Below are 25,455 nucleotides of genomic sequence, written 5' to 3'. Positions count from 1 at the left end.
CTCACCTACATGGTCATTCAGTTGTCAAGGTTCAATACCCTGCGGCTAATCCCCCTAATCCTTAAAGGATTGGTTTCTAGCCAACGATTCGCACCATTTCCGCTAAACCGTTCGGGAACACCAGGCCAAATGTTGTTGGCATCCAATGCCTGAATCTTGCTAACTGTTAATTTATTGTTATCTCTTGTAACAATGTAAATGTTACCCTGTTCGAGTAAGCGCCATTTTAAATTTTCTTTTTCCGTCACCAAAGTAATATTTTGAGAAAGTAAAATTCCGTTTTCTTGAAACTGCTGACGTAATCTCTCAGAAATAATAGCTTTATTTAAATCTTCTTGTAAATTCAAATTCTCGTATTCAAATAATGGTTCTTCATTAATAATCCAATCACCATGTAATAGTACAGTAAACTGATAGATATTACTTTGGTTAAAGACGGCTTTTTGTGACCAATCATCAGGTGTAATCAATCGGACAGCTTCAGTATAGCCATTATTTTCATTTGTGAAAGATTCAACTTCTGTAATTAGATTGACATTACTATCTAACACATCAGTGCCAATTGCCCAACGGATAGGTTTGGTTTCAACTTTTTGAACTTGAACTGGTTCAACCTTCATTGGCAATATATAAAATACTTCACCTCTAAATACATTGTCTGTATGAGCTAAAACAGATACACTACTCTTATGTAAGCTATCAATCCGTACTGGCTTTTGAAACTGAATTACTAAACCTAGTTTTGTAAATAAATCTTTCAATCCTTGAGATTTTAAATTAAATAATTGATCCTCTGGTATGTTACTAGAGTTTTCCTCTTCTTTTCCAATAATAGCTTCCAAAACTTGATCGTGATGCCAGCTAGCATTGATTATGCGGTTGAATTCTTTTATTGTTTCTGTAGGACTTTTGTTAGTATCAATTAGCGGTGTAGGAGTTTCCTTAGTATCACCTGGTGGTGTATAATTAGGTTTTATACTAACAGGTGTTGTACTAATCTCTTGACTACCAATCTTTGTTCGGCAATCATGAACTATTACTTTATTAGGATCGCCTGAAATTACTGCTAGAGGTGCATAATAATGAACTATCCCATGCGGTGGTTGAGGTTGAGGTTCTAATTTTCCTTCTTGGTTTTTTTTGTTTAGGCCATTCTACATTGCCAGTAGCTGTCCGCACAGGAATTAACCAATAATCACTTATATGATAAAAGCTATTCTGAGTATCTGTTTGAAATTGAATCTCAATTCCATCCTCAAGGGGAAACCATTTATTCTTCACGTCAGATAAATTTACCTTAACTTCTCCAGAGTCCCAACGGCGTAATAGAGGGTGCTTTTCTTTAAGTAATTTTTTTTTCTTAGTATCACCTGAGAGAATTACTTGATTTTCAATGCGATCCACTTGCTCAACTTTTAATAGTTGGCGATCGCTATCCTGAAGTATATAGTCATCGTCGATGATTTCAACCCAGTCACCTGCTGATAAGCTAGAATATTTGTCTTTGCCAAAATGTTCTAGCTTAAACGCGATCGCATAGGAGTCGCTCTCAGTAAATGTCATAATAGGAAAAACAATTGAGCTATTCTCCCGTGACCAGACAAATGATAGTTGATTGTTGTTATCAGCAGTGTGAACTGTAAAAATTTCCGCCCGATAAAGATGGTTTTCTGTACCACGAAATTTGGAATTAAAGGGGATAATACATGGATCATTCATTCCTGTAGAGCTAGGCTTTGTGACTCTGGCAATAATTTTGCCTTCTCCAGGCTTCAATAACTCTTTACCTAACACACTCCGAAAATATTCATGATCCTTGGTAATTTGCTTTATAACCGTTTCAATATCTTGATTATCTTCAATATCTTGATCTAATTTTTTCAGCTTAACTTGCCAAACTAACTTGGAGCGAGTTGCAGTATCAGCTCCTCCTAAAGCAACTTCCTGAATATTAATTTTGAGATCATCATGATCTTCAATAGGGGTTATATGTCGTTCCCAAACATCAAGATAAGCAAGATATTTAGCTCTATTTAGTTGAACTTGACAACGATCTATGGGTTCAGATGTAAAATCTGGTTGCTGAAAATAAGAACTAAATTCCTCATTTTCACAAAGTATACCATTTACATAATAGTTACCTTTGCTAATTAAATAGCCTTGAGATTGGAGCCGTTGCTTTAATTCCTGTTTTTCTTGCTCGTTGAGGTTGTTAAGATTATTAATCTGCTCCTCAGTACCGATAAATTCAAAGCCACAATTCTCCTCTGGGCCACCTTGTAGCCCAAATACATCTTTGGCTAAAGTTTGTAGGCGATTTAGTAAAATCGATATTTGTTCGTTGAAGTCTGCATCTAGTTGCACTCGCCCTTGTTGCATAAGGACTCGAAGGAAGTGCTTGCTCTTGTCGTAAGTATCACGAGTAAAATCACCTCTAAATTCTCCTTGCATAAAATCCTCTTAGGTAACGTAAATAATGCCAATCTCAATATCTGCGGGTGTATATTCATCTAGACGGATGCGTAAGTTAGCCTCTCTTTGAGGCTGATATAGATTGTGAAAAGCACCCATCTCTGATTCGTCATCAGCGCCACCTTTGATTTCCTCAGCACAGGTTAACGCTAACTGACAGTAGGTAGGTGTGCCATAACGTACACTGTTGAATTGAGGTCGTAAGCGATGTCTGGTGAAAAGCAGCTTTTCGTCTACCTGTTCTGGTTGTAGTTCAGTTTGTTGTCTAACCACCTGTTCCACTAAATCAGGTTGACAATTATATCGGCGTGGTGTGCGTGAATTAGGCATCACATAGCAGAAACGGATACAACCTTGTTGGCGACGAGCAACGAATATAATGCCGTTAAAAATACTGTTTTCTGCTAAATCAATTGCATGTATTTGAATCTGGCCAAAAACTGTACAACGTGCAATAGTCAACCGCACATGAGCTATGGAGTAACCTGCTGCACCAATAGCTTCACCTTCAATACTGGTAGCATCTATAATACTATCGCTAATATGTATGGGCAAAGGGTCAGTCTCTACGTCATTTTGGTTGACCTGAATGGAGCCAACAATACTGTGTTCAATCGTTAAACACGCATTGATATTAAATAGCTCCAAACTTGGTTCGCTAGAACGTCGGGGTTCGCAGTTGCAATGTAATGACCAGCCCGGTACTAATGTAGAATGACGGATAATAATAGCAGCTGGTTTTTGAACAACAGAGGTAGGATAATCTGCAAATTGAGAGGGATTACCTTCTATATGCACTCCCCGACCAGTAATTAATAAACCATCAATAACAAAGCAACTTCCTGACTCTACTGTGACATTTAAAGCATCGCCGAAAGCAGTTCTCCAGTCTAGAATACGAATCACTGGACGCTTGTGGTTAGCTGCACGTAATTGTAGACTCTGGTTTTTCTCCAGTTCAATATTAATTCGTTCTACATAAACACCACTGTCAATAATTTCAATTACAGCATCACGAGGTTTGTCTCGTTGCCACTGTGAGATTGCCTCGGTAATAGTTTGATAATCCTCTTGTGAGGTTTGACTAACGCTGTAATGAGCATAATGTTTTCTGATTTCAGATGGAAAAGCTTCTTCTAATAGCAACCGATTGCAGCGAATCAGTTCTTTACCGTAGAGATTTTGCTGAACTAAACTTTTAGTTTTTGCACTCAAGTTGATACCTGCAAAACGTTGTTCATCATAGAGGTTTTCACCCGAAAGTAGTTGATTTAGCCCTGTGAGCAAAGCTGCAATTAAATCTGGTTCAGGTGGAGAAGGGCTACTGTAAGCATTCAAAAGATTTTGGGTAGCCTGGGAAAATTGCGATCGCAAAAAGTGGGATAGTGCAGAAATATCTTGTAATCGTGATATCTTTCTTGCTGGCTCTTGAATATCATCGGCATCAAGTAACAAATGTGCCTCCGAATCTAACAGAGTTCGGTCATATTCGCCACCACCAATATCAGCAATGAAACCATAATGATAAGAAACCCAAACACCGTTTTTTGGTAACTGGCGTATGGGAAAAATCATCCGACCTAATTCTGGGTCAACTGCTATATAGTCTTGCTCTGGTTGATAATTCCAATCGGACAGATCGGCAATAATAATTTTATCTGGAGAAACTGGATACGGTTTTGAGCCAACGCCTTTCCAGATTTTCAAACTTTTGGTGAATTCTTCTGGATTTGGGTTTGAGTCAAAATAATCGTTCTTGCAAGATTGCAAAACTTGCCGTTGAATGGGGATAGGTAAGTTTAATTCCTGAGCAATTTGTGTTGCATCTTGTGATAAATGCGGGCGAGTGTAGAGCGGAATATCGTTACCCGTAATACTGAAAGTATAGCAGTTAGAGCTAACTTCTTCCAAACAAAAAGCTGGTGCGAGAGTTACAGAATAAGCTTTTAATCGCCAAACAAAAACACCAACATTTGAAATGTTGTATCTTCCAGGTTGATGCTGTGAACCAATCTCGTGGATATCTACTGTATGAGCTAATTCATCGAATGGGCTATTTAACTTTGCTACTGCATCGACTTGACGCAGATTTACTGTTGTTGGGCTTGACAAATGCAGGTGATTGATGTGCTGGGTTTTGCTAACTTGCTGATGAAATTCTACAACTCGTGCCGGCCAGCCAGCTACTTTATCAACCAGCAATTCTAATAAAGCTAACGTACCCTTGCTCCGTCGGTAGCGAATAGTATTTGCTACTTCACGACGGGGAATTAATATCTTGTTGAATTGCTGTTTTTCATGACTGGTTGCATTTGTTAACTGACCAGAACTGTCAATGCTTTGATAACCAATTAAATCACCAATGTATGGTACTACCCAATCCTGACAAGTTTCAATAAACCAGTTTTCGTAGAGTTGAGTAATATCTGTTTCAACAACATCTACTTGTTCAGCAATTACACGTAATAAATCTCGTAGCGAATAGCCTTGTTCTGCATCACGTATGCGGTAAACAACTGGCAAAAGTTCATAAAGACGGTCTGGGGAATTGCTCATGATTTCAACTCCTTCAGAATTAGTGTATCTGCTACTTTCGGGCTAAGAATAGCTAATTGAGCAGGAATAATTTGGTTAGCTATTGAATCGAAATTAGCTAAATTTACAGGAATCAATTGTTTTGGTTGTCCATTCCTACGAGTTATGTCCAGTTTTCCCAGTTCTTTAAGTTTTGTATTTAAACTATCTGGATTTTGGGCTTCAGTTTCGTAAACGCTATCCAAAATATCCACATATACGTAGTCTACCCCAGGTACTTGTTGAATCGTGGTGATAACTTTGCTGAGGACAACATTTTCTCCTAGTTCCTGATGTTCAAAGCTAAATTTATCGAACAAAGTAGTCCGAATTTTTAGTGCTACAGGTGTCCATTGATAATTTGGTAAAATCCGCACCTTGGCGCTGATAATTAACAGCATAAGTTCTCGCATATCTACTTGTAGTGGCTGATAGGGGTGGCCAAACTGGTATAATGCTTCTATAAAGCTGCGGTATAAATCTGAATTTCTATCAATATGGATATCATCAGCCCCAGCGATCGTAATGTGCAGAATTTTACGCGAGCTATTTGAAAGACGTTGAGCATTTGCTTTGCCAATTCCGGTAAAGCTGCGGGCAAAATTGGCATAGTCTGCTACGGAAACTGCACGTTTGAGAGATGTTACCCCAACAGATGCATTGCGACGGATTTCATCATCGCTTTCGGCATTTGCGCCTCCTGTTGCTGCTATTGGGTTGAGTACGCCCCTCAAACCTAGAGGTTGCATTACTAGTTGCGTAATTTTTGCTGCTGCAACATTACCTCCTTGGCCGATACCACTGCGGTAAACTGCTTTGACATTTTCAATACCACTAGGCAACCTAGCTCCATGTTTACCATTGCCAAAGATAATAGTTGTGTTGCCATCACTATCAGTTTGGGTGATATAGGCACGGTCTGTTGGACTTAACTGAATCAAATTTTCCACTTCTTGCCAACGGACATCATTAACATATACTTCCAAGGTGCTAGCAACGCCACTAGGGATAGGTGCTGGTAAATAGGTGAGAGGGGGTTGTGAAAGTGTAAATTGTTGATTTGCTTTAGTACCATCACCACTGCCCAGTACTTCAGCATGAGTCTTGCCATGAGTGGCTTTGACTACATTACCATAGATAGTAATACTCTCTCGCTTGTAAGAATAAGTTAAAGGTCTAGCAAATACCAGGAATGTATGGGGTTTGTCATTAGGCAAATTCGCGCATACATCCTGTCTGACCCCTGCCAACATCACAACTTCACTAGCCCACACATCCTTGACATCGGATATATCACTGCGTTCACCTTTGATAATTAACCAGCGTCCAGGTTGTAGACCTTCGTAGAGATTGTCTAGTTCAACCTCCATCTGATCGGATATATAATTTTGACTACTAAGTTCATCTTTCATGTCAATTGGTTTTTCCACTAAATTCCAATCACTAGGAAGATACACTGTGGTTTGACGCATAATATCTAAAGATGTATCGTGTTCTCTTAACCAAGGTTTATCTAAAGTGAGTTGTGTAATTCTTGATACTATGCCATAGGCGATTTTAGAGATATTTTCAACTTTTATTACTTGATAAATACTAATTTCACTAACATTTGCACATTCAATTGCTAACCGACTACCAGGTGCAATCCCATCATATTGGGTATCTAGTGTTAATATATTGCGTAATTCTACTGGTAGTGTGCTAGCAACATTTGTTTGTCCAGAGGAACTCGATATAGGCTCATTTACGCCTGCAATTTGCCATTCCTCGTATTTTTCAATTTGCCCCTGCTGGTCAAAAATCGGCTTCAATGGTAGGTTATTCCCGAAAGGTGCAGCTTTTATACTTAGAGCCTCAATCCGCTTTAATTTATTAGAAGTAGAAGAATTAACTTGATTGTTAGCCAAAATCTGATGGACTGCTGTGTTTAAAGCGGGATTTAAAGTCTTAATTAATCGTGAATTAATATCATTTTTTTGGGAATTGAAGATTTGTTGGTTTGTCCGCTCCATTTTCAGAGCATTCATAGGTTGTATTGATGGCTCTTTGATTACTTGTTTTATTTTTTGTTGTTTTATATTTGCTAAAGAGTCATTTGTTGACAAAACATCAACTGTTAATGGTTGTGTAACTTTTGATGGTGATTGTAATGTAATTTTTGTACGATTTTGACCTGGTTGAGACTCAATAAATTGAACTCTGCGAATGACTTGCTTATCTTCAGCATCGCCAAAGATGAGTAAAAGTGGATCGTTAGGTTTGAGATTTATGCCTACACCATCTAAATAAAGCTTGTCAATTTCTGTAGCCTCTGTTGAACTAACTTGCTGTGATGGACTCATTCGAGGTTTTATCTGATTCAACTGGGCATAAGCTTGCAGCTTTTCTGATGTTTCAAAAAATTCCGGCGATTCACCAGAATCAGGTAAACTTTGGCTAGTCAAACCAGCAGGAATTTCCAAATTGTAACCATCTTCCACGGTAAAAGCTAAATAAACGCTGGCGCTGACACCGGGACTATGTGTATAGTCTACTAATTGAGCCAATTCCATTAGGGAACGCCGCTCAATAGCAGTACGTAAGTAACCTTCATTAGCTATGCGTTCCTGATAAAATGTCAGAACGTCTGCTACAGTAGCCCAAGCATCTAAGAGAGCTAAAGACGGGTCTTGAGGGTCACGGGTTTTTAGATGTTTGAGTGAGGGAAACTCGCTGTCACCCAGACGCGCTTTCATCGTTTCTAAAAAGCTGGCATGGGTTCCGACTCGATAAGCTAGGGTATACAAATTAGGTTGATTCGCTACCGACTTTGAAGTTAGAATTTCGACACCTTCACAGCAACCACATTTGGAGTTATCGCTTGGTTTATACTTAGAGTGACAGTTACAGCTACAAGTTAATTTCATCTGCCACCTCGCAAATCGAGTGTGAATTTACCGTTTTCGGGAAAATTGGGGTTATTGTCAAGGCGGGCAATTTCCCATGAACCAATGGGTAAAAAACCTGCTTCAATCTCGTGATTTGAACCTTCAAAAAGGCGTTCTAACTTGGAGACAGAGACACTTTCGACACCTGGAACAGCATAAGCGATCGCAATTATCTGACTTAAAGCAATACCTTTGCCAAAAGTTAAGTTATCGGGATGGAAAAAACCACGCCGATCATTAGGTAAAGTTCGGTTACTGAAAATATTAAGCATTGCAGTTTTGACATGGCCGCGTAAATAGTCAAATTTGACATGAACTGTCATGGCAATATCCAAAGAGACGTAAGCTGCTTGTTGAACGATGACATCATGACCAATGCGGCGGTAATTTTTTAGGTCTATGGCAATATTTTGCAGTAATTTGTCGTCTGCTTTTTCTTTATTTAAGGGGTCTACTGCTACCCAGACTTCATACCCACTACCTGTCCAGCGTAAGTTGGCTACCGCTTGTTGCACTTTCGTAGGGAAATGTTGCATCACCAATTGCGCGTAATCATCAACAGTAATGGCACGTTCTAATTTTTCGTGAAATAGGTGCGGTGCATATAATTTCACCTCAGATAGAAGTTCAGGTTCTGTCCCACCTTTAGTAGAGAATAGCTGGTGTGGCTGCAATGTCGAACCACTATTAAAAATATTGTGAAATACAATATAAGAAATCGCTTCAGCACCAATATTACCTGAAAACCCGTTACCTATCCGGTAAGTTGCCTGGAAGTGAGTATATACTTCTGGTCTAATTCCTAATTCACCGTCTCCAAAACGCAAGTGTGCTTGTCCATCATTGTCCATTTCCACAACAAAATGGTGGTCTTTGCTGTTGCTGTCTATGAGGTCGTATTGGGGAGTCCAAGTAGATTTATTTACAGTACTTGTAAGTTTGATGTGGGGTAATGCTTGATGGGGGTCTTGAATTAACAAACTCGTAGCAGAATCTTGGGTGAGATTTTTTTGGGAAAGAGGTTGTCTGAAAGTTAAAGGCGTTTTTTGTAATTGGGGACGGAAGCGATCGCTTTTAACTAAAATTTCTATAGGTTCGCCTTCCTCTTCGCACTGCTGCCTCACTTTTTTTCCCGGTACAGTTCCCAAATCTTCGCGATCAATAGTGCGACCATGATCAACTAGAATCACATTGCCTCTGGCAACACTAATATCAACTAGCTGACAGTCTGGTGGTACTATTGCCGAAATACAAAGGGCAAAAGGTAATGCATCCTCTTTTGACCATGCTATTTCTACAATCGGCTGATTGTAAAGTTCGTCCACACTTGCTTTGACATTTGTCAGGCGCACAGCATGGCGATGATTCATATCTGCATCTTCTGGGATGCCTATTTTAGGACTTATAATTTCTTCAAAAATTAAGATATCACCAACTTTTAGGTGTAATTTTCGCTGATGTTCCAGAAATTGGGAACTGGAGGAATTTGCCTTCTCTGCCTGTGTAGGATGTATAAATTCATCCACTAATGTAGCGGTTGTGGAACCACGGTCAAGACAGCAGCAGCAATCGCCCCAAGTATAAAATAGGATCTTGTTGTGAGCGCTGTAGAGATGAATCGGTAGTGGCGTTAACAGTTCAAAAACTTCATAACTGCTATCACGAACATCATCTAGGTGGTGAATATCTTCTAGGATAGTGCCAAGGGGAGGCGCGTTTTTATAACTAGTAATAAAGTAAAAATTTTTTTCTTCCAGGAAAATATCAACACTTGTCTCTAGCCACAACCAAGTACGTGCATTACAGCCCTCATGCATAGGATAATCGATTAGACGGGCATGACGACGGAGAGAAATCCGTTGGCGGGCAGTTTCAAGATAAGCTTCGGTGGCTACAGCGTCCTGATAGTAGCTGAGATAATCGCCAACATAAGCGAGGACTTCCACTAAAGTAATACCCAAATCGGGAACATGGCGTTCTTGCCAATCGGGCATCACTAGGGACAGGCGATCTAAAATCAATCGGCGAAAACTATCATAATCTTTGGCTAGATAGTTGATAGCTGGTTCAACTAGTTGCTGTGGCGGACAGGTTTGCTGTTGCAAGCAATCCATGTCAGTGTTACAGATCCCATCTCGGAATTTAAATTCTACTTGGGAGTAACGCGGGTCAAAATTGGGATATGGTTGGTTTGTGGGTTTGCCCTGTTCATCTAATGACACCAAGCGCAAAGTATAGAGAGAGAAATCGCCTGATTGGTTAAGATTAACTGTTAAGTAACCCTCACAACTTGGGGGATTTTCTACCTGTAAATTAGTTACATGAAGATTGCGGATGCGTTGACCGCCTTGAATATGGAGATTTTCTTTTCTCAGGTCTTCTGGTACTGAACCTAAAAAGTAGACAAATAGCGATCGCAAATCATCACTAACTTCTACATAATCTAGCCCGTTTTTTCTTTGTCTGCGGATTTCTTTGCGGCGCTGTTCATTTTGGCAGATAAAGGTGTGGCTGTTCATGGTACTGTCGTCCTAAAAGTAGCTGTTTGTGCCTCACCAGTGCTTCGCACAAAATATTCCACCACTATATAAAGGCTAGCATCAACACTTGTTACTTCCAGCGTTTGCAGATCGATTAAATCACTCAACCACCGCTCAATAGATGCTTGAATAGTAATTTGCATAGCTGTTGCTAATTCCGGGCTATTGGGTGCAAAAATCAGAGACAATACACCACAACCGAAATCTGGGCGGTTGACTCGTTCGCCGGGAGTAGTAAACAGTAGTTGTTCAATTAAGTCGCGGATGTGATTTTCATCGCTGGTGCTGGCGGTGCAATTATATCTGTCAAACTGGAAGGGAAAATCAATGTTGATGAGATTCTTATGACGGGGCAGATTTACAAGATATTCTGGCATCAAGTCACCTCCAAACCAGTGCCGTTAATCGATACCGTTTTACTGTTCAGCTTCACAGTTGCACCGTTTCCGTTGTTGATTTCAATATTATTACCATTCAGCTTTATGGTTGCACCGTTTCCGTTGTTGATTTCAATTCCCGAACTATTCATCACTATTTTCACAGTTTGCTCACCAATTTTGGCTTCAATAGTGATGCTTTTGTTTTCCTGTTTATCATTGATTTCAATCTTGCCGATATCGGTTTTAAGTACCTTTATGTCTGGGTCATAAGGGTTAGCTGGTACTATATTTGGAACCTTTTCATCTGCCCAAAAGCAGCCAGTCCAAATTGGGTAGTCTGGATCTCCGTTTTCAAACTCAATCCAGACTAAAGCACCTATGGGTGGGATGAGGAATAACCCAATTCCTTTGCCTGCATAGGGAACGCAAGGTAATGCCCAACCACTGGGGTCATTGCCAAAAATTTCTTGCACTTTTGCCTGGACGCGACCGATTTCCCACGGATCTTTATTGTTAAATACTAAACCTCTGTATTTGCCATAAAAAGAAGGTCTTTGCTGATTTATACTTCCACAAGTAGCAAGTTCTTGTTGGTTCATACTTCTAACCTCTGAATTGTTGCATCTTGTCCCTCACGTATCAATGTAAAACTTTGTTTGTATTCGCCACGTTTGATACGATGCGTTACCTGTTTGACGTAGTAATAACCCCCGTAACTTTTTCCTACACCCCGCACTCCCACCAATTGGCGCACTTGTAAGACATAACCGTAACGAACAGTATCTACTTCCCCACTGGCAGTTACAGCATTTTCCCGTGAACGGCTAGCAAATGATTCTGTTTCCTTTTCGGCTAGGATTTTTTCGAGTTTATTAGTGCAACGTAGCACTTCTGTCCGTAAGGCTTTAGCAGGCTTGCTAGCTAAGGCTTGACCGGGCGATTTAGGAACCTGAATCGAAATTGATGCTCCACTCTTTTCATCGGTAATTGATGCTTGAGGTTGAATAGCTTCCAGAGCATTAAAGTTGAAGGTTATAGACGAGTCTACATTAGTAAATGCCCCCATGTTCATTGACAATGCTGGTTGATAAGGAGTGACTTTGTGTTTTTCTTCACCCCAATAAGCAATATTTCTACCGGGAGTTTTATCAGGCTTGATTTCAAAAATAAAACTATTACGGAGAGCTAATTTCTGAATAAATTGTAAGTCTGTACTCTGTTGACTGGTAATTTGTTCTTCTTTGGACGGGACAAAATAACTGGTATCTTGAACATCGATTTTTAGTCCATATTTACTATAAGATTTTAATAATTGCGTAACAATTTTAGAATCAGATAAGTTAAGATAAGTTACATTTTTGTCTTCGAGATCGAGCATGACACTAATATCTTCACCAGTAACTATGAGCTTGGAATCACCTGGTTTATTACTGGGTATAATTTGATGGTTAGTAATAATGCCGTCAATTAATATAGGTTGTTGGATACTGCGATTTACACCGACTTTTACATTAACTATGACCTGAATAATTATCCGGTTGGGAGGGTCTAAAATGCCTTCTCGCAGTAACCAATAATCTGAAGAGTTTTTTAATTCTTTACTAAGACTAAAGGTCATTTGAAAAGCACTGCGATCGCGGTCTTGTTGAGTCACTTCTAAGTCTATCAGTGCGTCCACTACTTCATAAGGAGCGGGTTTTGGTACAAGGGGGCGACCAATCATGAGTTTTATGCGAATATCGGGGTCAGGCATAAATTAACTTTTTTAGATGAGAGGAATACGCAGTCGCCGACCAATTTGGGCAGTCAATTCATCAGGGTGCATAGCGTTGTTGGCATCGCATAAATGCCAGAAAACTTCCGGGTCATTAAGGTAATTTGCTGTTATATTATCTAGACGATCGCCCTCGCTAACTTGATGTTCTTGAATAATTTCAAATTTTTGTGATGACGGTAAAAATCTGCGTCTTAGGTAACTGATAGTTTGATCTGATGCTGTTTGCAAAGTAGCAATTTTTACATCATGGTAACGACTGCTTATAGAAATCATTTTACTCTTTTTTAGGTGACAAATAGAACTTTATTTAACTTAACATTGAGAAAGTTGCAGTTTATGGTAAATAGTCCAATTTATAACAAAGAGCTAATTGCCTTTATGGCAGTCACACCCAAATTCGCGTTAGTCAAAAGCTCTTTTTGCTTGTGATAAACTGTAAACAAACTGCTGCCTTTATGGTCAAACCTCAAATCATTTGTGCTTAATACTTGCATACCTAAACTGACTTTGGCACGAATGGGATTTAGCCTTGTATCAAATGCTTCTTCGGTAATGCTCAACTCAGAGAGGCGGACTGGCATAACACGAGTTAGGCCCCAGATAAATACACTTAGATCAGCCTCTATTGGTAAGATTTCTAAAATACCGTTGCGGGCGAGTTGATTGTTTTTCTGGATTTGGCTGCTTTTAGGATAGATGAGAGTTTCTAGGGCTGCTAATTGGGGGTATATACCACTTGCGACTGTTACCGGATTTCTTGCAGGAAACTCCAGTTGATCTGTAGCATCAATTTCCGCCTCTAGTTGAATTGTCTCTAACGGTGGTGCAACCAGACGCAAGGCTTCTAAGCGATCGCCTCCTTCAGAACCCGCACCTCTTACCTGTAAAGTGCGTTTGAGTGTTTCGGGATTGTATTGCAGTACGATGATTCCCGTGGGGAAAAAGCTAACAGCATCAAGCAAGACAATCGTTCCTTTTAATAAGCGTGGCGCACCGGGAAAGGTAGACATAAAATTATTCCTAAATCATTTGTAGTTTTTGGTAGTAATTTCTGAAATTGCGTAGCTCAAAAAAAACTTTTAAATTGGCGATCGCACTCTAAGTAAAAGTATAAAATATTTCACTTCTACTAAGGTTTGTTAAGTTGCTTTTGCTCTAAAATTAGTAGTCATAAAGGTTCCTGTGCCAGTATATAGGGGAACTGGGTCTGGTATCGGCGGTATTGACGGTTCAATAGCAGGAACCATTACCTGAAATTTTGCATTGAACATACTACCTTTGAGCAATACTGCTTTTCCCCTAGATTTAACCCTTCTGGCTTTTTGATTAATGGCTAACGATTGAATGGAAAGTATTCCAACACCAGGAGTGACAAAGGGCGGACTTGTATAAGGACAACCAGGAACAATGACTTTTTTCTCGTCACCATCAATGCAAATAGTCTTTTTGTTAACTGTAGCTCTGCCAGTACCAGTTAATATACCAGGACGTACTACAACTATTGCTTTTCCAAAGGTGGGGATGAATATGGCTTGGTCGCCAGTAATAAGAATAAAGTCTAACATCAGTTTTTGATGAGAAAATAAAAGATTAATGAGATTGGTTAGGGTATATTGTCGAGTTTGCTATCTGACATTACTTGCCTTTTAAGACTATCGCTACAAGGGCGATCGCTACGCCCAACCCAGGCATCGTACTTTAAAAGCTTCTTGAGAATTGAGTTTACGCTTTTCATTTAATATATCTAAAATTGTTTGTTCTTGCTCAAAAATTCCTAAAAAATCTGGTATTTTTAGATGATAGTCTTCCATTAATGTTTGTAATAATTCTCCATCGGTTAATTCAGGAAATTTTTCATTTTTTTCTTCATAGTCATAGACTAACATTCCTAATACCTGTAGATAGTCTCGATCATCTTGATTAATATTATTTTTATCTACAATCGAGTTAATTCTTTGTTGAGTTGCCATTAATTCAGGGTCATTTGTAATAGGACGAGGCGCAAATTCTGTTATTAAAGTAAGGTAATAAGGGCTAGGGGTTGTTAAACCAGTTGTCATTTTTCCAATTCTCCTTATCGTAGTCTGCGTGGGTTAAAATGGCACGAATAAAAATGATTTTTGCTTCATAGTCAATATAAGTAATTAAGGGATAATTATTTCCACTGATATTAAAAACGGTAAAGTTGCCAACTAAATCAGCCGAGGGAAATAGTAGACGCAATTGGGCAAAGTTCTCAAGATCAGATTTAGTGATTCTCTCATACCATAATAATAAGCTATTTCTAGCTGTTGAGTGCTTTTCCCAAAATGCTCGTAAACTCCTCCGACTAATTAGCCGCATGGTTTTAATAATCAAATTAATGGTTAATAATAGCTCATTGGTAAACCAATAGATGATGCGTTACATTTATTGATTTATCGCCGTAATTTGCCAGCGTTGTTCATCATTCATCTCTCGGTAATGAATTAGTAGCGATCGCCCCTGGTCTACCCTTCCACTAACAGACTTTACAAGATCAGCGATGGCAACGAGAACACCGCAGGCATCGCACTTATAAAGTATCCAAAATATCTTGTTTACTTACCTGTTTATGAAGGGAAATAGCTCGTAAAATATTATTAAGTGTTCCTACTCGCAAAGGATTATGATTCAGAATGCTAATTCTCTGATGTTTAGGAATTTGAGTTTCCAGAATAATGTGGCTACCTTGCTGATGAATAATCATATAATTCCATGAACGACAAAGAACATCTGCTAAATGCGAACCTTTAAGATTTCTGGGTATTTTCATGACATCATCAAAAGTTCAGTTTTAACGAGATGTAATTTAATATTGGGAACAATTTGTTGATCAAAATAGTATCCTTTAACAGCTTCAATAACATTGGCTTTCAACTGCTCCCAATTATCACCTTCGGTAAAAATGTCCTCAGTTAAACATTCTGCAACAAACCCTCCATCTTCTTCTTGAGAAACGTCAAAAACAACTGTTTGATTCATACTATTCAACCCATGTAGGATTAAGTTAAATATAATTATATCGCCAAACCAGAGTGATCGCATTCCTTTTAACACTGTCCCTACAAGAGCTTGTCAGATGAGAAAATCGCACTTGCTCAACCATCCAAAATGAGCGATCGCATTACCTTTTTATACAGTCCCTACAAGAGCTTGAAAGATGAGGCGATCGCACGCTTATCAAACCTCCTACCTGAGCGCTCGCTTGACTTTTAAGACAGTCTCTATATCAGTAGTGATCGCACTCTTCAATTGCCGTAACTGTTAATTATGATAGTGGCGGTACGTTAAGCTATTACTTGGGTTCCCTACAAGAGCGATCGCACGCTTATCAAACCTCCTTCGCATTACCTTTTTATAGTCTCCCTACAAGAGTTTGGAAGATGGGACGATCGCACTACAATATCAGGCGATCACACTAATTTATGGGATTTTGTTCCTCTCCTCCAGGATTGTCTGTCAACATAGACGGGAGCATCCGGTTTTGGCAGATAGCCTTTTTTAGACAACCCATATAGTGAGGTTTCTGGCACTAAATAATTATGTTTCTTCCAAAAGTGGATGCTCCCACATAGACCACGTTGTTTGACCTAGCAATTCGGATTTGTAGTAATTTCGTCCCTCAAATTTATACTCCTTTCCCTTTTTAGTACCTCTTATCCATCGTTGTCCCATCCTTCCAAAAAGTACGTCGATCACTTGACCGTTATAGATAACCCATACGTGTTCATCGAAGATCCAATGTCTTCCGCCATCCACATTTCCTGTCCTTAAATCCCCGATGATATTTCCCCCATCCTTGATGAAGAACGGTTCCCTGGTCTCTTCCTTGCCTTTTATAGCATCTGGTTTCTTTAAAATCGCCTTGGCGATGATTAGGAACTCACTCACTAGGGTGCCGCAATCCCCGGTCGCACCAAACCCTCCTTTGCGCTCACCTGTGTATTGAAAATCTGTCCGTGCCCGGAAGTTGGCAAGCAATTGGTCTACTTTCTCGTCGTCGGATATGTTCTCGGGTATATTATTATATAGTGTTATTGGTCTAGCGAAGTTGTGTAGCTTACTTTTCGCTTTGTCTTGAGGGCTGATCATAGGCGTCTGCATTTTGAACAGGGTTGGCGCAGAGGGTGTGATATTTTTGTGCCTAATCGCCAGGTGATCAACCTGGGTTTGTTCGTTTTGTGCTTTCATCTTTCGCTGCACAGCCCCCCCGTGCTGCTGCACCACATGAGTCAACTCATGGGCAATCAACTCCTGTCCGCCACGACTCCCAGGGTTATATTCCCCCTGCCGAAAGAACACATCCTGCCCTGTCGTAAACGCCTTCGCCTGTATCGATTGATTTAACTGGTCTGCCTGAGAATCTGTATGTACCTTCACGCCACTAAAATCCGCCCCCATCGCCCACCCTATTGACCGTTGCAGACCTGCATCTAAAGCCTGTCCACTTCCCCTGGCACTATTGATGGCAGATTCGACATCCTTTGAAACTTCCCCGGCTCCTCTGGCATCTCGACCCTGTATAATTGACTTAGCTTGTAGTTTCTCATCTTCCGGCACGGCTTCTAGCTGTACCTGGGTTGGTAAGGGCGACCTCTGTAGAATAGAAATACTCGGTTTTGTCTGGATTTCCTCTTCCTTTGCATCCTGACGCTGTAGCGACTTTCGTTGAGTTGACTGTGCCGCAGATGGTGTATTTATCTGTTGTACCACCTGGGATGCCACGCGATCCGCTTCCTGTTCGTATTTATCCCCCACAGCCCCAATCCTCAACTTCGCCTGTATTGGCTGTGGTTGAGTCGTGCTGATAGGCACTCGGCTAAAGTCTTTGGAAAAAGCCGAATTACTTAAAGCCAGTCCTTCTAGATCATCTGTTGATTGCACCCCTGCATCCGAAACCGATCGCACAGCAGTTCGCTGTAAAATGCCACTCGCCTGGGATGTCTCACTTTTTTGCTGCTGATTAGTTTGGGCAATTCTTTTATTAATCATGGTTTCATTCCTCGATATATTCCTTGTGCAATTTGTTGCCCCATTTGGGTAGGGTTATTTCCAAGCTCTAATTCAATAGCACCACTCGGCACATGAGGTACTATCTCACCAGCTTGCCAGTTATCTGGTAAACCTTCAACACTCAACAATCGCGCCAATTCAGCCTCAACCAACCCTTGCAACAACCGTCCTTGACGAGGAGAAATTGCCACTCCTTCTAAAATCAGCTTCTCTATATCAATATTGATATTCATCCTCTTACCCCTATAGTTACTAAAACCTGAAAATCCGCCTCATTCACCGGTCTATCCAACTTGCGAAACTCAGTCCGCGCCGCCGTTAACACCAACTGCATCGTCACCGACGTACCAGCCCCAGCAGCCAGAAACGCCGCATTCAAAGCAATATTATGAATACTGCCCCCCGTCAAATTCAAACGTGCCAAACGGTTAAAATCTAAATCCTGTCTTGGCATCTCTACTGGAAACACCTTTTGCCACATCACCTGACGTTCAGCCACACCCGGAAAAGGAAAATTCACAATAAAGCGCAAGCGGCGCATAAAGGCATGATCTAACGAACTCTTGAGATTAGTTGCCAAAATCGCCAAACCGCGATAAGATTCCAAACGTTGCAACAAATAATTCACCTCAATATTGGCGTAGCGGTCATGGCTATCTTTCACCTCAGAACGTCTGCCAAATAAAGCATCTGCTTCATCAAAAAATAGAATCGCCCCCCCGTCTTCCGCCGCATCAAACAAACGCCGCAAGTTTTTCTCCGTTTCTCCTATATATTTGTTGACCACAGATGAAAGGTCAATTCGGTAAAGATTTAGCTGCAAATCATTAGCTATCACTTCCGCCGCCATCGTCTTCCCTGTGCCGCTTTCCCCGGCAAACAAGGTACTGATCCCCATACCCCGATTCATCCGGTGATGAAAACCCCAATCTTGATAAACTATGCTGCGCTGTCGGATTTGGTCAGCAATTTGATGCAGTAAGTTTATCTCTTCTCCTGGAAGAACGATATCATCCCAAGTTGCTTTCAAGTCGAGACGTTGAGCTAAACTATCCAACTGCGGACGAGTACTAGCAAGACAAGCTGACCACAACCTGTCTCTCACAGCCTTTCCCCTACAGTCTTCTTTCTTCCTCTCCCCCAGCCCCTCTCCTTCCCGACAAAGGTTCCCATTCTCCCCCCTTCCCGCGTCGGGGGCTGGGGGGGTTAGGTCTTCATCCGGCGAGAGCATTTCCGCCACCACTTGCTGGGCAATCTGCTCAATCGTGACTAAATTGAGGTTAAACTGACTCGCCAGAAGTTGCGGATTACTATCTGCCACTCCTTCCAATGCCTCAGTCCAAGTTGCTTTTTGTTCCGTGGGTGTTGGCTTTTCAACATCTACGACAATTGTCGGCAGACCCAAATTCTGCCTAACTTCACGAGTGCTAAGGAAAAGCAGACCACCACTGCGGGTAAGAAACCGATGCAAGGGAAGTGCTTGTCCTTCTGTAGTCGCTTTACCGTCAACCTCTTGGGCATCTAAATACAGCGCAAGCGGCAATAGCAAGCTTTCCCGATGCCACAAACGAGCAATTGTCTCTAATTCTCCCGCCTGGGTGGGCAATAATTCCACTGACAAACGATAGACATACTTATCTAGTTGGGCTGCTACTTCTTGGACTATTAGTTGCTTGCTGAGGGAATCTGCCCCAACTAACTGAATAATTGGTAAACGTTGTCCTCTGTGCGTTTGGCGCAGTTGGTGAATAATTGTTTCGATAACAGCTTTTTGGGATGGCGGTAATTTTACATCCCATTCTTCTGTTTCCAAGGATATCAGTAATGATACTAGGCGATCGTCTAGAGAATTTAATCCTTTGATATAATTTAATATTCGCTCATCTACCCGTAAACCACTACTAGTAAGCGGTTGAACTCCTGACTGGTGAATTTCAATTAATCGCCAGTAACGCAAAGGTCGTTCCCAAGAAAGCGCACCCCAAGCAGGTTGCTCGAATAAGGATAAAGCCAAGGCAAAAGTAGGGTAAGACTGGTGACAATTATCCTGTGCTTTGGCGCAAAGACGCGCCATGCCTGGATCTAATTCCATTGCGACGCATAACAGCAAAATCTCTTGTTCAAAATCAGACAGACCTAACTTCTGGCTCAACAGAATCAGCGCCGGGGGTGGATTCATCCCCTCAGTTATTGGCTTTTCTGTTACCTCAGCTATCTCAGTAGCTGGTAACTGGGCAAACTGATACAAACGCCAGCGCAACCAAGCCAGTGCATTCGCTAGATATTCTTCATTGTTTGCCATCCAAGAATCGAGGTTGTTCATAAAATCACCACCTTCTGGTTCTGGTCGAAAACAGGCGGTGTCACTGTGCGATCCACCAGCAAGCTATCTACTCCATCAATCCGCGATCGCACAAAATACTCACCCGGTGTAACATCTGCAATCCGAAACTCCAGCCTGTCTGTTTGAGTTGGATGGGGTTGAGCCAAAATTTCGCGATCGCCGAACAATAACGCAACGCGCTGTCTTGGTCGCACTTGGGGGCTTAAAATCAGAGTGAGTGTTACCTCGCCATTAGCGTCTGGTGTTGCCTGTCGTGGTATAATATCTAAGATTTTTGGTGCTAAGGCAAAAGATAATTCATTGGTAGTCCGACTTGGTTTGCCAGTCTGCGTTACTCCAACCACCACGGTATAAAAACCCGCCGCCCAGTTTACAGGCTCATCAGGTAATTGGACTCTAATATCTGTTGCCGTTCTTTCTGCTATTGGTGGCAGTTCCAGAGAAATTTCTAAACGGATATTTGTAAAATATATAACTACATTTTCACCATCTAAGTGAAAACCACTAATAATTATAATATCGCCCAATCTGGCGCTAGCTTGCTGGTTAGGTAATTGAACAGAAACTAGTGTGGGCAAGGGAGATAATAGATTTGATTGCAGAATTGGCCCGCGATCGTCAGATTGACGTTTGATAATTGGTAGCGGAGTTTTTGTAGGCAACCTGCTCTCAATCAGCACCACTGACACCTCATAAGCTGCGGAAATCCGATAGGGAGCTTGAAACGTTGACCAGAGATTAAAAGCCTCTTCCACAGATAGCGGTTGATAAACAATTCGCAACTGTTCCTCCTGTTGGTCAAGGTCGTACTCTGGGGGATCGGTGGTAGGTAAGGCTGCTCTAATATCGGCAGAAGTAATTATAGGATGGTCATTAAAAACACTCATAGCCACACCTAACAGCCGATGACTCGTAGGTTCTGGAAAGTCATCATTCTGCGCGTAAGCACTCAGTAGATAGTAAAGGTTCAACGGCAAAAGCTGCTGTCCTGTTTCACCAGGTTTTACTTGAGAAGGAATATCCATATTCCGCCAAGTCGCGTTGATCTGGGTATCGTAGAGAAACAGATTAACTTGATCGCCACTACTAACAGTATTATCTCCTACTTTATCCAATGGTCGTGTCGTCACAGTGATACCGCCAGAACTCTCAGCGTCAAACCTTTGCTGTAAAAGGTGACGCAATGTGATCGTGACAGCAGCTATAGCTAAGGCGTTGCTCATCGCTTACCTCCCGCACGTCGGCGCAAGTAGTCATTCAAACTCATCACAGATGGTGCTGGACGGGCTTTTGGTCGAGGCAAAGGAGGAGCTGGGGCTGCATTGCGAACTTCCAACCGACCAATTGAGACTTGAATAACAGGTGGTGTTTCCAAATGCCCTGAAATTCGCTTTCGGTCTTCTTTGCTACTAGCTGCAAGAACTGACAAACTTTTCACAGTTACGTCATTCATTGGCACAGAAAGCGGTTTTAGATCAGATTCCTCTAATTGCCTAAAGTACGAAGACTGCACCCCCTCTTTGCCTCTATCCGCAGACATAGAGAAGTTAGAGGACGAGTTCTGGGGCAATATTAATTTTTCAACTGGGTTAGTAACTATACCTTCATTGGGATTAATTTTCTGGATATCAATATATTTGTGATAATTCCTATTATGGTTTTGTGAGCCGACTTCCTGAGTAGAAGTTTCATTTCCACGGAAATCAGACAAGTGAGAGTCAGAAAAGCTGATTTGCGGTTGTCTGTCGGTTCCTGCGGTTGAAGGGTGTAAAGCAGGAGTTGGTATTATGTCTGAATGAATGGCAGTTAGCTGAGTTACTGGTTGTGAAGTAACAGATAATGAGAGATTATCTCCGAATAATGCTGTATAACTGTTTGTCTGAAGCGAAGATAGTTTGGGAGATGCATCTGCTAGCCGTGGCTGGATTGATGAAACATTTTTGTGGACAAACCTCTGCGGAACTTCTGACACATCAGAGGCAAGTTTAGAATGTTGTTCAGCAATAGAATGTGGTAGTGTAAAGCTTGTTTCTCTTGCAATTGCAGGTGTTAAGGTCTGTTTGTGTGAACTCGATTCAATAGGGAAATTTCGACTCTGTGCGTTGGCAAAGCCCGTCGTAGACATCGCTATAGGTTCAACCTGTGGTTGAATTACAGGATTTAAGGTAGAAGTACTAGTTTCCATCCTTAGCACAGATGTTAAACGCTTTTGATCCCCAATGGCCAAAACCTGATCAATAGCCTGACTTTTCACATGATATGAAAAACCTAAATCCCTAACTCCCGTAGCGACGCTATCAGGGAGAAAATCCAAAGTCTCTTTCCTTTTAGGAGAGAGATTTAGAGAGAGGTTTTCTAGATAACTTGAATTGTCAGAATCAACAGCAGGTGTATAGGCGTTAGCATCGCCTATACAAGAATTGCCCGTCCTAGACATCGCTGTCGGTTCTTTTAAAATCTGACTGGAGAATATTTCTGAACTTTCAACCTTTGGCACTTGAGAAGATGAAATATTCCCAGTTATTTGTAGTGGTTGCTTTTGTAGTAATTCACTCACAAGTTTTTCCTGTGGTTTAATTACAGGATTTAAGGTAGAAGTGCTAGTTTCCATCCTTAGCACAGATGTTAAAGGCTTTTGATCCCCAATGGCCAAAACCTGATCAATAGCCTGACTTTTCACATGATATGAAAAACCTAAATCCCTAACTCCGGTACCGACGCTATCAGGGGGATAATTCAAAGTCTCTTTCCTTTTAGGAGAGAGATTTAGAGAGAGGTTTTCTAGATAACTTGAATTGTCAGAATCAACAGCAGGTGTATAGGCGTTAGCATCGCCTATACAAGAATTGCCCGTCCTAGACATCGCTGTCGGTTCTTTTAAAATCTGACTGGAGAATATTTCTGAACTTTCAACCTTTGGCACTTGAGAAGATGAAATATTCCCAGTTATTTGTAGTGGTTGCTTTTGTAGTAATTCACTCACAAGTTTTTCCTGTGGTTGAATTACAGGATTTAAGGTAGAAGTGCTAGTTTCCACCCTTAGCACAGATGTTAAAGGCTTTTGATCCCCAATGGGCAAAACCTGATCAATAGCCTGACTTTTCACATGATATGAAAAACCTCCCGAAAAACCTAAATCCCTAACTCCCGTAGCGACGCTATCAGGGAGAAAATTCAAAGTCTCTTTTCTTTTAGGAGAGAGATTTAGAGAGAGGTTTTCTAGATAACTTGAATTGTCAGAATCAACAGCAGGTGTGTAGGCGTTAGCATCGCCTCTCCAAGAATTGCCCGTCCTAGGCATCGCTGTTGGTTCTTTTAAAATCTGACTGGAGAAGATTTTTGAACTTTCAACCTTTGGCACTTGAGGAGATGAAATATTCCCAGTTATTTGTAGTGGTTGCTTTTGTAGTAATTCACTCACAAGTTTTTCCTGTGGTTGAATTACAGGATTTAAGGTAGAAGTGCTAGTTTCCATCCTTAGCACAGATGTTAAAGGTTTTTGATCCCCAATGGGCAAAACCTGATCAATAGCCTGACTTTTCACATGATATGAAAAACCTAAATCCCTAACTCCGGTACCGACGCTATCAGGGAGAAAATTCAAAGTCTCTCTCCTTTTAGGAGAGAGATTTAGAGAGAGGTTTCCCAGATAACTTGAATTGTCAGGTTGTAGAATGTTAAGGATTGGCAGAATAGTGCTGTTTTCTGCTTGCACTTGAGTGGGAGATTGTTTGAGATGCAGTATCTGTGGTGAGGTATGAAGATAAACTGCTTGATTAATTCCAATTGATTGGTTATTTAATAATTGAGTTGTAAGCTCTCCCAATTTTTCAACAGTTAACCTTGACATAGGAGCATTGTTTTTATTCGCGATCGCAGTCCTGAAAATTGTAGGATTTAAGCTTGGCTGCGAAAAGGTGTTCTCTTGTGAAGCGAATGAAAATACTACTGTTTCTGTTTGATTTTCGTGAAAATATATTTGCCAGTCTGGCTTAAAAGGTGATTGCAAAGATAAAGCTAGACGATTAATTTCAATTAGTTGTTGAGGAAAAGATTTAGTTTTCGGCTGACTCTGCCCATCGATTGGGTTTGATAGAGAAGTATTTGATTCGGTGGCCAGTACAGAAACAACACGACTCGATAAAGAAGGCTTTGTTTGTGATACAGGTGCAGGCTTAAACGGCTCTGAGCTTGGAGGAGATGCTATTTGATTTATAGCGGGTGAAATCATTTCTGATTCTGAAATAGGTTGAGTTGGTAATTGTTCACCACTTCCTACCTCTGGAGATTGACCAAAATAAACAACCGAATCAATTTCAGTTAGTTGTTTCTGTAATAATCGAGTCGGATCAGTAATTGGTGGGGTAGGGTTTATTTCTTCGTCTGTGTTTGGAGTCAGCAGCAGATTACCAGGAGTGCTTTGACTCAGTACTGACTCTGGAAAAAAGCCACCGAGAGATAATTTAAAGTTAGGCTCCTCTGGCAAATTAGGAGTTGATTTTGGTAACTCAGTTTCTTCTGTCGTCAGAGTCGATGGCTCCCAGTTAGGAATAGACTCTGGTAACGGTTCAAATGCTGATAACACAAGAGGTTGAATTGTATTAATCAGGTTAAAGTTTTTAGCTATTAACTGGTAGAGATAATTGCTCATTAGCCCGCCACCATCTCTAAATACAATTGCCGTCGTCTGGGACTCATCGCCAAAATATCAGCTTCACGCCAACCGTAAGCAACAGCCAAAGTATGCACCTCTCGCAAAACTCGAAATGCCCAAGCGTTAATCTCAGTCCAGAAGAATGACATGATGTCAAACAATGATTGCCATTGGTGGTTGCAAGCCGAACAAGAGATATCGATTGGCACATTTGCTTGCGGATCAACCAGAGCCATCTGGGCAATAATTGCATTGATTACATAAGATGGCAATTGCTGAAACGGTAGATATTCATTGTTACAAACTGCTCCCAAAATACATCGCTCTAATAAAACCTCTTGGGCAATCTCTGGCTGTTTGTGATCAGCGATCGCTATCATATCTAAACTGTTTGGTAGACGAAAACTCACCTGATAATTAGCAAGCTCAAGACAATATTTCTCTACTGGTTCAAGTGACAGTGATGCTACACGCATATCTGCAACATCAAAATTCAGTTCCAAGACTTCGCCACAGCTTGGACAGGTCACTTGACTAACCAGTTGCGAACCAAATGTCCACTCTCGCAATGTCATCAGCATGGCATCACGCTGACCGATACTGAGTTGAGTCAGTATATCAGTAGAGGTTTCAGAACAAGCACTAGCTAGTAGCTTGATTGCTCTAGAACAAGATGGCTGATTACGTCCCCATTCCCAGATATTTAACAGTTCTGAGGCTGATAGCGATCGCATAGTTAATTTCCTGCTGGTT

22 protein-coding genes are annotated in these 25,455 nt (G+C 41.0%); 1 reads left to right on the top strand and 21 read right to left on the bottom strand.

Annotated elements, in window-relative coordinates:
* Window positions 1-17 precede the first annotated feature (17 nt).
* The 15 genes from V7K15_RS05080 to V7K15_RS05010 all read right to left on the bottom strand — a co-directional run bounded on the left by V7K15_RS05080 (window position 18) and on the right by V7K15_RS05010 (window position 15,673).
* Complete coding sequence (locus tag V7K15_RS05080) at window positions 18-842, bottom strand: hypothetical protein (protein WP_334903576.1); 825 nt, start codon at window positions 840-842, stop codon at window positions 18-20.
* A 202-nt stretch (window positions 843-1,044) separates the two neighbouring features.
* On the bottom strand, window positions 1,045-2,451 hold the full coding sequence (locus tag V7K15_RS05075; RefSeq protein WP_334903574.1) for a DUF6519 domain-containing protein: 1,407 nt from the start codon (window positions 2,449-2,451) through the stop codon (window positions 1,045-1,047).
* 9 nt (window positions 2,452-2,460) lie between these two features.
* Entirely contained in the window at window positions 2,461-5,028 is a 2,568-nt protein-coding gene (locus V7K15_RS05070; protein WP_334903572.1) for a hypothetical protein, read from the bottom strand.
* Entirely contained in the window at window positions 5,025-7,952 is a 2,928-nt protein-coding gene (locus V7K15_RS05065) for a putative baseplate assembly protein (RefSeq protein WP_334903570.1), read from the bottom strand. Before V7K15_RS05065 ends, V7K15_RS05070 begins: the two co-directional genes overlap by 4 nt.
* A complete protein-coding gene (locus tag V7K15_RS05060; RefSeq protein ID WP_334903568.1) occupies window positions 7,949-10,492 on the bottom strand; it encodes a putative baseplate assembly protein in 2,544 nt (847 codons plus the stop codon). The genes V7K15_RS05065 and V7K15_RS05060 overlap by 4 nt, the downstream gene beginning before the upstream one ends.
* Window positions 10,489-10,890, bottom strand: a complete 402-nt coding sequence (locus tag V7K15_RS05055) for a GPW/gp25 family protein (RefSeq protein WP_334903567.1) — start codon at window positions 10,888-10,890, stop codon at window positions 10,489-10,491. The genes V7K15_RS05060 and V7K15_RS05055 overlap by 4 nt, the downstream gene beginning before the upstream one ends.
* Entirely contained in the window at window positions 10,890-11,492 is a 603-nt protein-coding gene (locus V7K15_RS05050; RefSeq protein WP_334903565.1) for a phage baseplate assembly protein V, read from the bottom strand. The genes V7K15_RS05055 and V7K15_RS05050 overlap by 1 nt, the downstream gene beginning before the upstream one ends.
* A complete protein-coding gene (locus V7K15_RS05045; protein ID WP_334903563.1) occupies window positions 11,489-12,646 on the bottom strand; it encodes a hypothetical protein in 1,158 nt (385 codons plus the stop codon). Before V7K15_RS05045 ends, V7K15_RS05050 begins: the two co-directional genes overlap by 4 nt.
* Before the next feature lie 12 nt (window positions 12,647-12,658).
* Window positions 12,659-12,943 carry a LysM domain-containing protein gene (locus V7K15_RS05040; protein WP_334903561.1) on the bottom strand — a complete coding sequence of 95 codons (285 nt, stop codon included), beginning with the start codon at window positions 12,941-12,943 and terminating at the stop codon, window positions 12,659-12,661.
* 80 nt (window positions 12,944-13,023) lie between these two features.
* Window positions 13,024-13,680 carry a hypothetical protein gene (locus tag V7K15_RS05035; RefSeq protein WP_334903559.1) on the bottom strand — a complete coding sequence of 219 codons (657 nt, stop codon included), beginning with the start codon at window positions 13,678-13,680 and terminating at the stop codon, window positions 13,024-13,026.
* 129 nt (window positions 13,681-13,809) lie between these two features.
* Entirely contained in the window at window positions 13,810-14,235 is a 426-nt protein-coding gene (locus V7K15_RS05030; protein WP_334903558.1) for a hypothetical protein, read from the bottom strand.
* A gap of 108 nt (window positions 14,236-14,343) precedes the next feature.
* A complete protein-coding gene (locus V7K15_RS05025; RefSeq protein WP_334903556.1) occupies window positions 14,344-14,730 on the bottom strand; it encodes a helix-turn-helix domain-containing protein in 387 nt (128 codons plus the stop codon).
* A complete protein-coding gene (locus tag V7K15_RS05020; protein WP_334903554.1) occupies window positions 14,705-15,028 on the bottom strand; it encodes a type II toxin-antitoxin system HigB family toxin in 324 nt (107 codons plus the stop codon). Before V7K15_RS05020 ends, V7K15_RS05025 begins: the two co-directional genes overlap by 26 nt.
* Window positions 15,029-15,224: 196 nt before the next feature.
* Window positions 15,225-15,464, bottom strand: coding sequence for a hypothetical protein (locus V7K15_RS05015; RefSeq protein ID WP_334903553.1), 240 nt, complete (start codon window positions 15,462-15,464; stop codon window positions 15,225-15,227).
* On the bottom strand, window positions 15,461-15,673 hold the full coding sequence (locus V7K15_RS05010; RefSeq protein WP_334903551.1) for a type II toxin-antitoxin system HicB family antitoxin: 213 nt from the start codon (window positions 15,671-15,673) through the stop codon (window positions 15,461-15,463). The genes V7K15_RS05015 and V7K15_RS05010 overlap by 4 nt, the downstream gene beginning before the upstream one ends.
* Before the next feature lie 90 nt (window positions 15,674-15,763).
* On the opposite strand from V7K15_RS05010, the gene V7K15_RS05005 reads away from it, so the two are divergent.
* Window positions 15,764-15,907: a hypothetical protein gene (locus V7K15_RS05005; RefSeq protein WP_334903549.1), complete on the top strand. Its 144-nt coding sequence runs from the start codon at window positions 15,764-15,766 to the stop codon at window positions 15,905-15,907.
* 324 nt (window positions 15,908-16,231) lie between these two features.
* Here V7K15_RS05005 and V7K15_RS05000 read toward each other — a convergent pair whose 3' ends face one another.
* From V7K15_RS05000 to V7K15_RS04975, 6 genes are read right to left on the bottom strand one after another with little or no spacing between them, the layout of a single operon-like run.
* Window positions 16,232-17,683: an eCIS core domain-containing protein gene (locus tag V7K15_RS05000; protein WP_334903547.1), complete on the bottom strand. Its 1,452-nt coding sequence runs from the start codon at window positions 17,681-17,683 to the stop codon at window positions 16,232-16,234.
* Window positions 17,680-17,937, bottom strand: coding sequence for a hypothetical protein (locus tag V7K15_RS04995; RefSeq protein ID WP_334903545.1), 258 nt, complete (start codon window positions 17,935-17,937; stop codon window positions 17,680-17,682). The genes V7K15_RS05000 and V7K15_RS04995 overlap by 4 nt, the downstream gene beginning before the upstream one ends.
* The gene (locus tag V7K15_RS04990; RefSeq protein ID WP_334903543.1) at window positions 17,934-20,027 is read right to left on the bottom strand and encodes an ATP-binding protein; all 2,094 of its coding nucleotides are present in this window, start codon (window positions 20,025-20,027) and stop codon (window positions 17,934-17,936) included. The genes V7K15_RS04995 and V7K15_RS04990 overlap by 4 nt, the downstream gene beginning before the upstream one ends.
* Window positions 20,024-21,271: a DUF4255 domain-containing protein gene (locus V7K15_RS04985; RefSeq protein ID WP_334903542.1), complete on the bottom strand. Its 1,248-nt coding sequence runs from the start codon at window positions 21,269-21,271 to the stop codon at window positions 20,024-20,026. The genes V7K15_RS04990 and V7K15_RS04985 overlap by 4 nt, the downstream gene beginning before the upstream one ends.
* The gene (locus V7K15_RS04980; RefSeq protein WP_334903540.1) at window positions 21,268-24,699 is read right to left on the bottom strand and encodes a hypothetical protein; all 3,432 of its coding nucleotides are present in this window, start codon (window positions 24,697-24,699) and stop codon (window positions 21,268-21,270) included. Before V7K15_RS04980 ends, V7K15_RS04985 begins: the two co-directional genes overlap by 4 nt.
* Entirely contained in the window at window positions 24,699-25,436 is a 738-nt protein-coding gene (locus tag V7K15_RS04975) for a T4 family baseplate hub assembly chaperone (RefSeq protein ID WP_334903539.1), read from the bottom strand. The genes V7K15_RS04980 and V7K15_RS04975 overlap by 1 nt, the downstream gene beginning before the upstream one ends.
* Window positions 25,437-25,455: the final 19 nt, after the last annotated feature.

It is taken from the genome of Nostoc sp. (genome assembly GCF_036919815.1).
GTDB lineage: Bacteria > Cyanobacteriota > Cyanobacteriia > Cyanobacteriales > Nostocaceae > Nostoc.
This window is presented reverse-complemented; position numbering and strand designations above follow the sequence as displayed.

Bases quoted from the DNA above. Each gene is read 5' to 3' on its own strand.
- V7K15_RS05075 (WP_334903574.1), bottom strand. From the start codon at position 2,451: ATGCAAGGAGAATTTAGAGGTGATTTTACTCGTGATACTTACGACAAG.
- V7K15_RS05070 (WP_334903572.1), bottom strand. From the start codon at position 5,028: ATGAGCAATTCCCCAGACCGTCTTTATGAACTTTTGCCAGTTGTTTAC.
- V7K15_RS05065 (WP_334903570.1), bottom strand. From the start codon at position 7,952: ATGAAATTAACTTGTAGCTGTAACTGTCACTCTAAGTATAAACCAAGC.
- V7K15_RS05060 (WP_334903568.1), bottom strand. From the start codon at position 10,492: ATGAACAGCCACACCTTTATCTGCCAAAATGAACAGCGCCGCAAAGAA.
- V7K15_RS05055 (WP_334903567.1), bottom strand. From the start codon at position 10,890: ATGCCAGAATATCTTGTAAATCTGCCCCGTCATAAGAATCTCATCAAC.
- V7K15_RS05050 (WP_334903565.1), bottom strand. From the start codon at position 11,492: ATGAACCAACAAGAACTTGCTACTTGTGGAAGTATAAATCAGCAAAGA.
- V7K15_RS05045 (WP_334903563.1), bottom strand. From the start codon at position 12,646: ATGCCTGACCCCGATATTCGCATAAAACTCATGATTGGTCGCCCCCTT.
- V7K15_RS05040 (WP_334903561.1), bottom strand. From the start codon at position 12,943: ATGATTTCTATAAGCAGTCGTTACCATGATGTAAAAATTGCTACTTTG.
- V7K15_RS05035 (WP_334903559.1), bottom strand. From the start codon at position 13,680: ATGTCTACCTTTCCCGGTGCGCCACGCTTATTAAAAGGAACGATTGTC.
- V7K15_RS05030 (WP_334903558.1), bottom strand. From the start codon at position 14,235: ATGTTAGACTTTATTCTTATTACTGGCGACCAAGCCATATTCATCCCC.
- V7K15_RS05025 (WP_334903556.1), bottom strand. From the start codon at position 14,730: ATGACAACTGGTTTAACAACCCCTAGCCCTTATTACCTTACTTTAATA.
- V7K15_RS05015 (WP_334903553.1), bottom strand. From the start codon at position 15,464: ATGAAAATACCCAGAAATCTTAAAGGTTCGCATTTAGCAGATGTTCTT.
- V7K15_RS05010 (WP_334903551.1), bottom strand. From the start codon at position 15,673: ATGAATCAAACAGTTGTTTTTGACGTTTCTCAAGAAGAAGATGGAGGG.
- V7K15_RS05000 (WP_334903547.1), bottom strand. From the start codon at position 17,683: ATGATTAATAAAAGAATTGCCCAAACTAATCAGCAGCAAAAAAGTGAG.
- V7K15_RS04995 (WP_334903545.1), bottom strand. From the start codon at position 17,937: ATGAATATCAATATTGATATAGAGAAGCTGATTTTAGAAGGAGTGGCA.
- V7K15_RS04990 (WP_334903543.1), bottom strand. From the start codon at position 20,027: ATGAACAACCTCGATTCTTGGATGGCAAACAATGAAGAATATCTAGCG.
- V7K15_RS04985 (WP_334903542.1), bottom strand. From the start codon at position 21,271: ATGAGCAACGCCTTAGCTATAGCTGCTGTCACGATCACATTGCGTCAC.
- V7K15_RS04980 (WP_334903540.1), bottom strand. From the start codon at position 24,699: ATGAGCAATTATCTCTACCAGTTAATAGCTAAAAACTTTAACCTGATT.
- V7K15_RS04975 (WP_334903539.1), bottom strand. From the start codon at position 25,436: ATGCGATCGCTATCAGCCTCAGAACTGTTAAATATCTGGGAATGGGGA.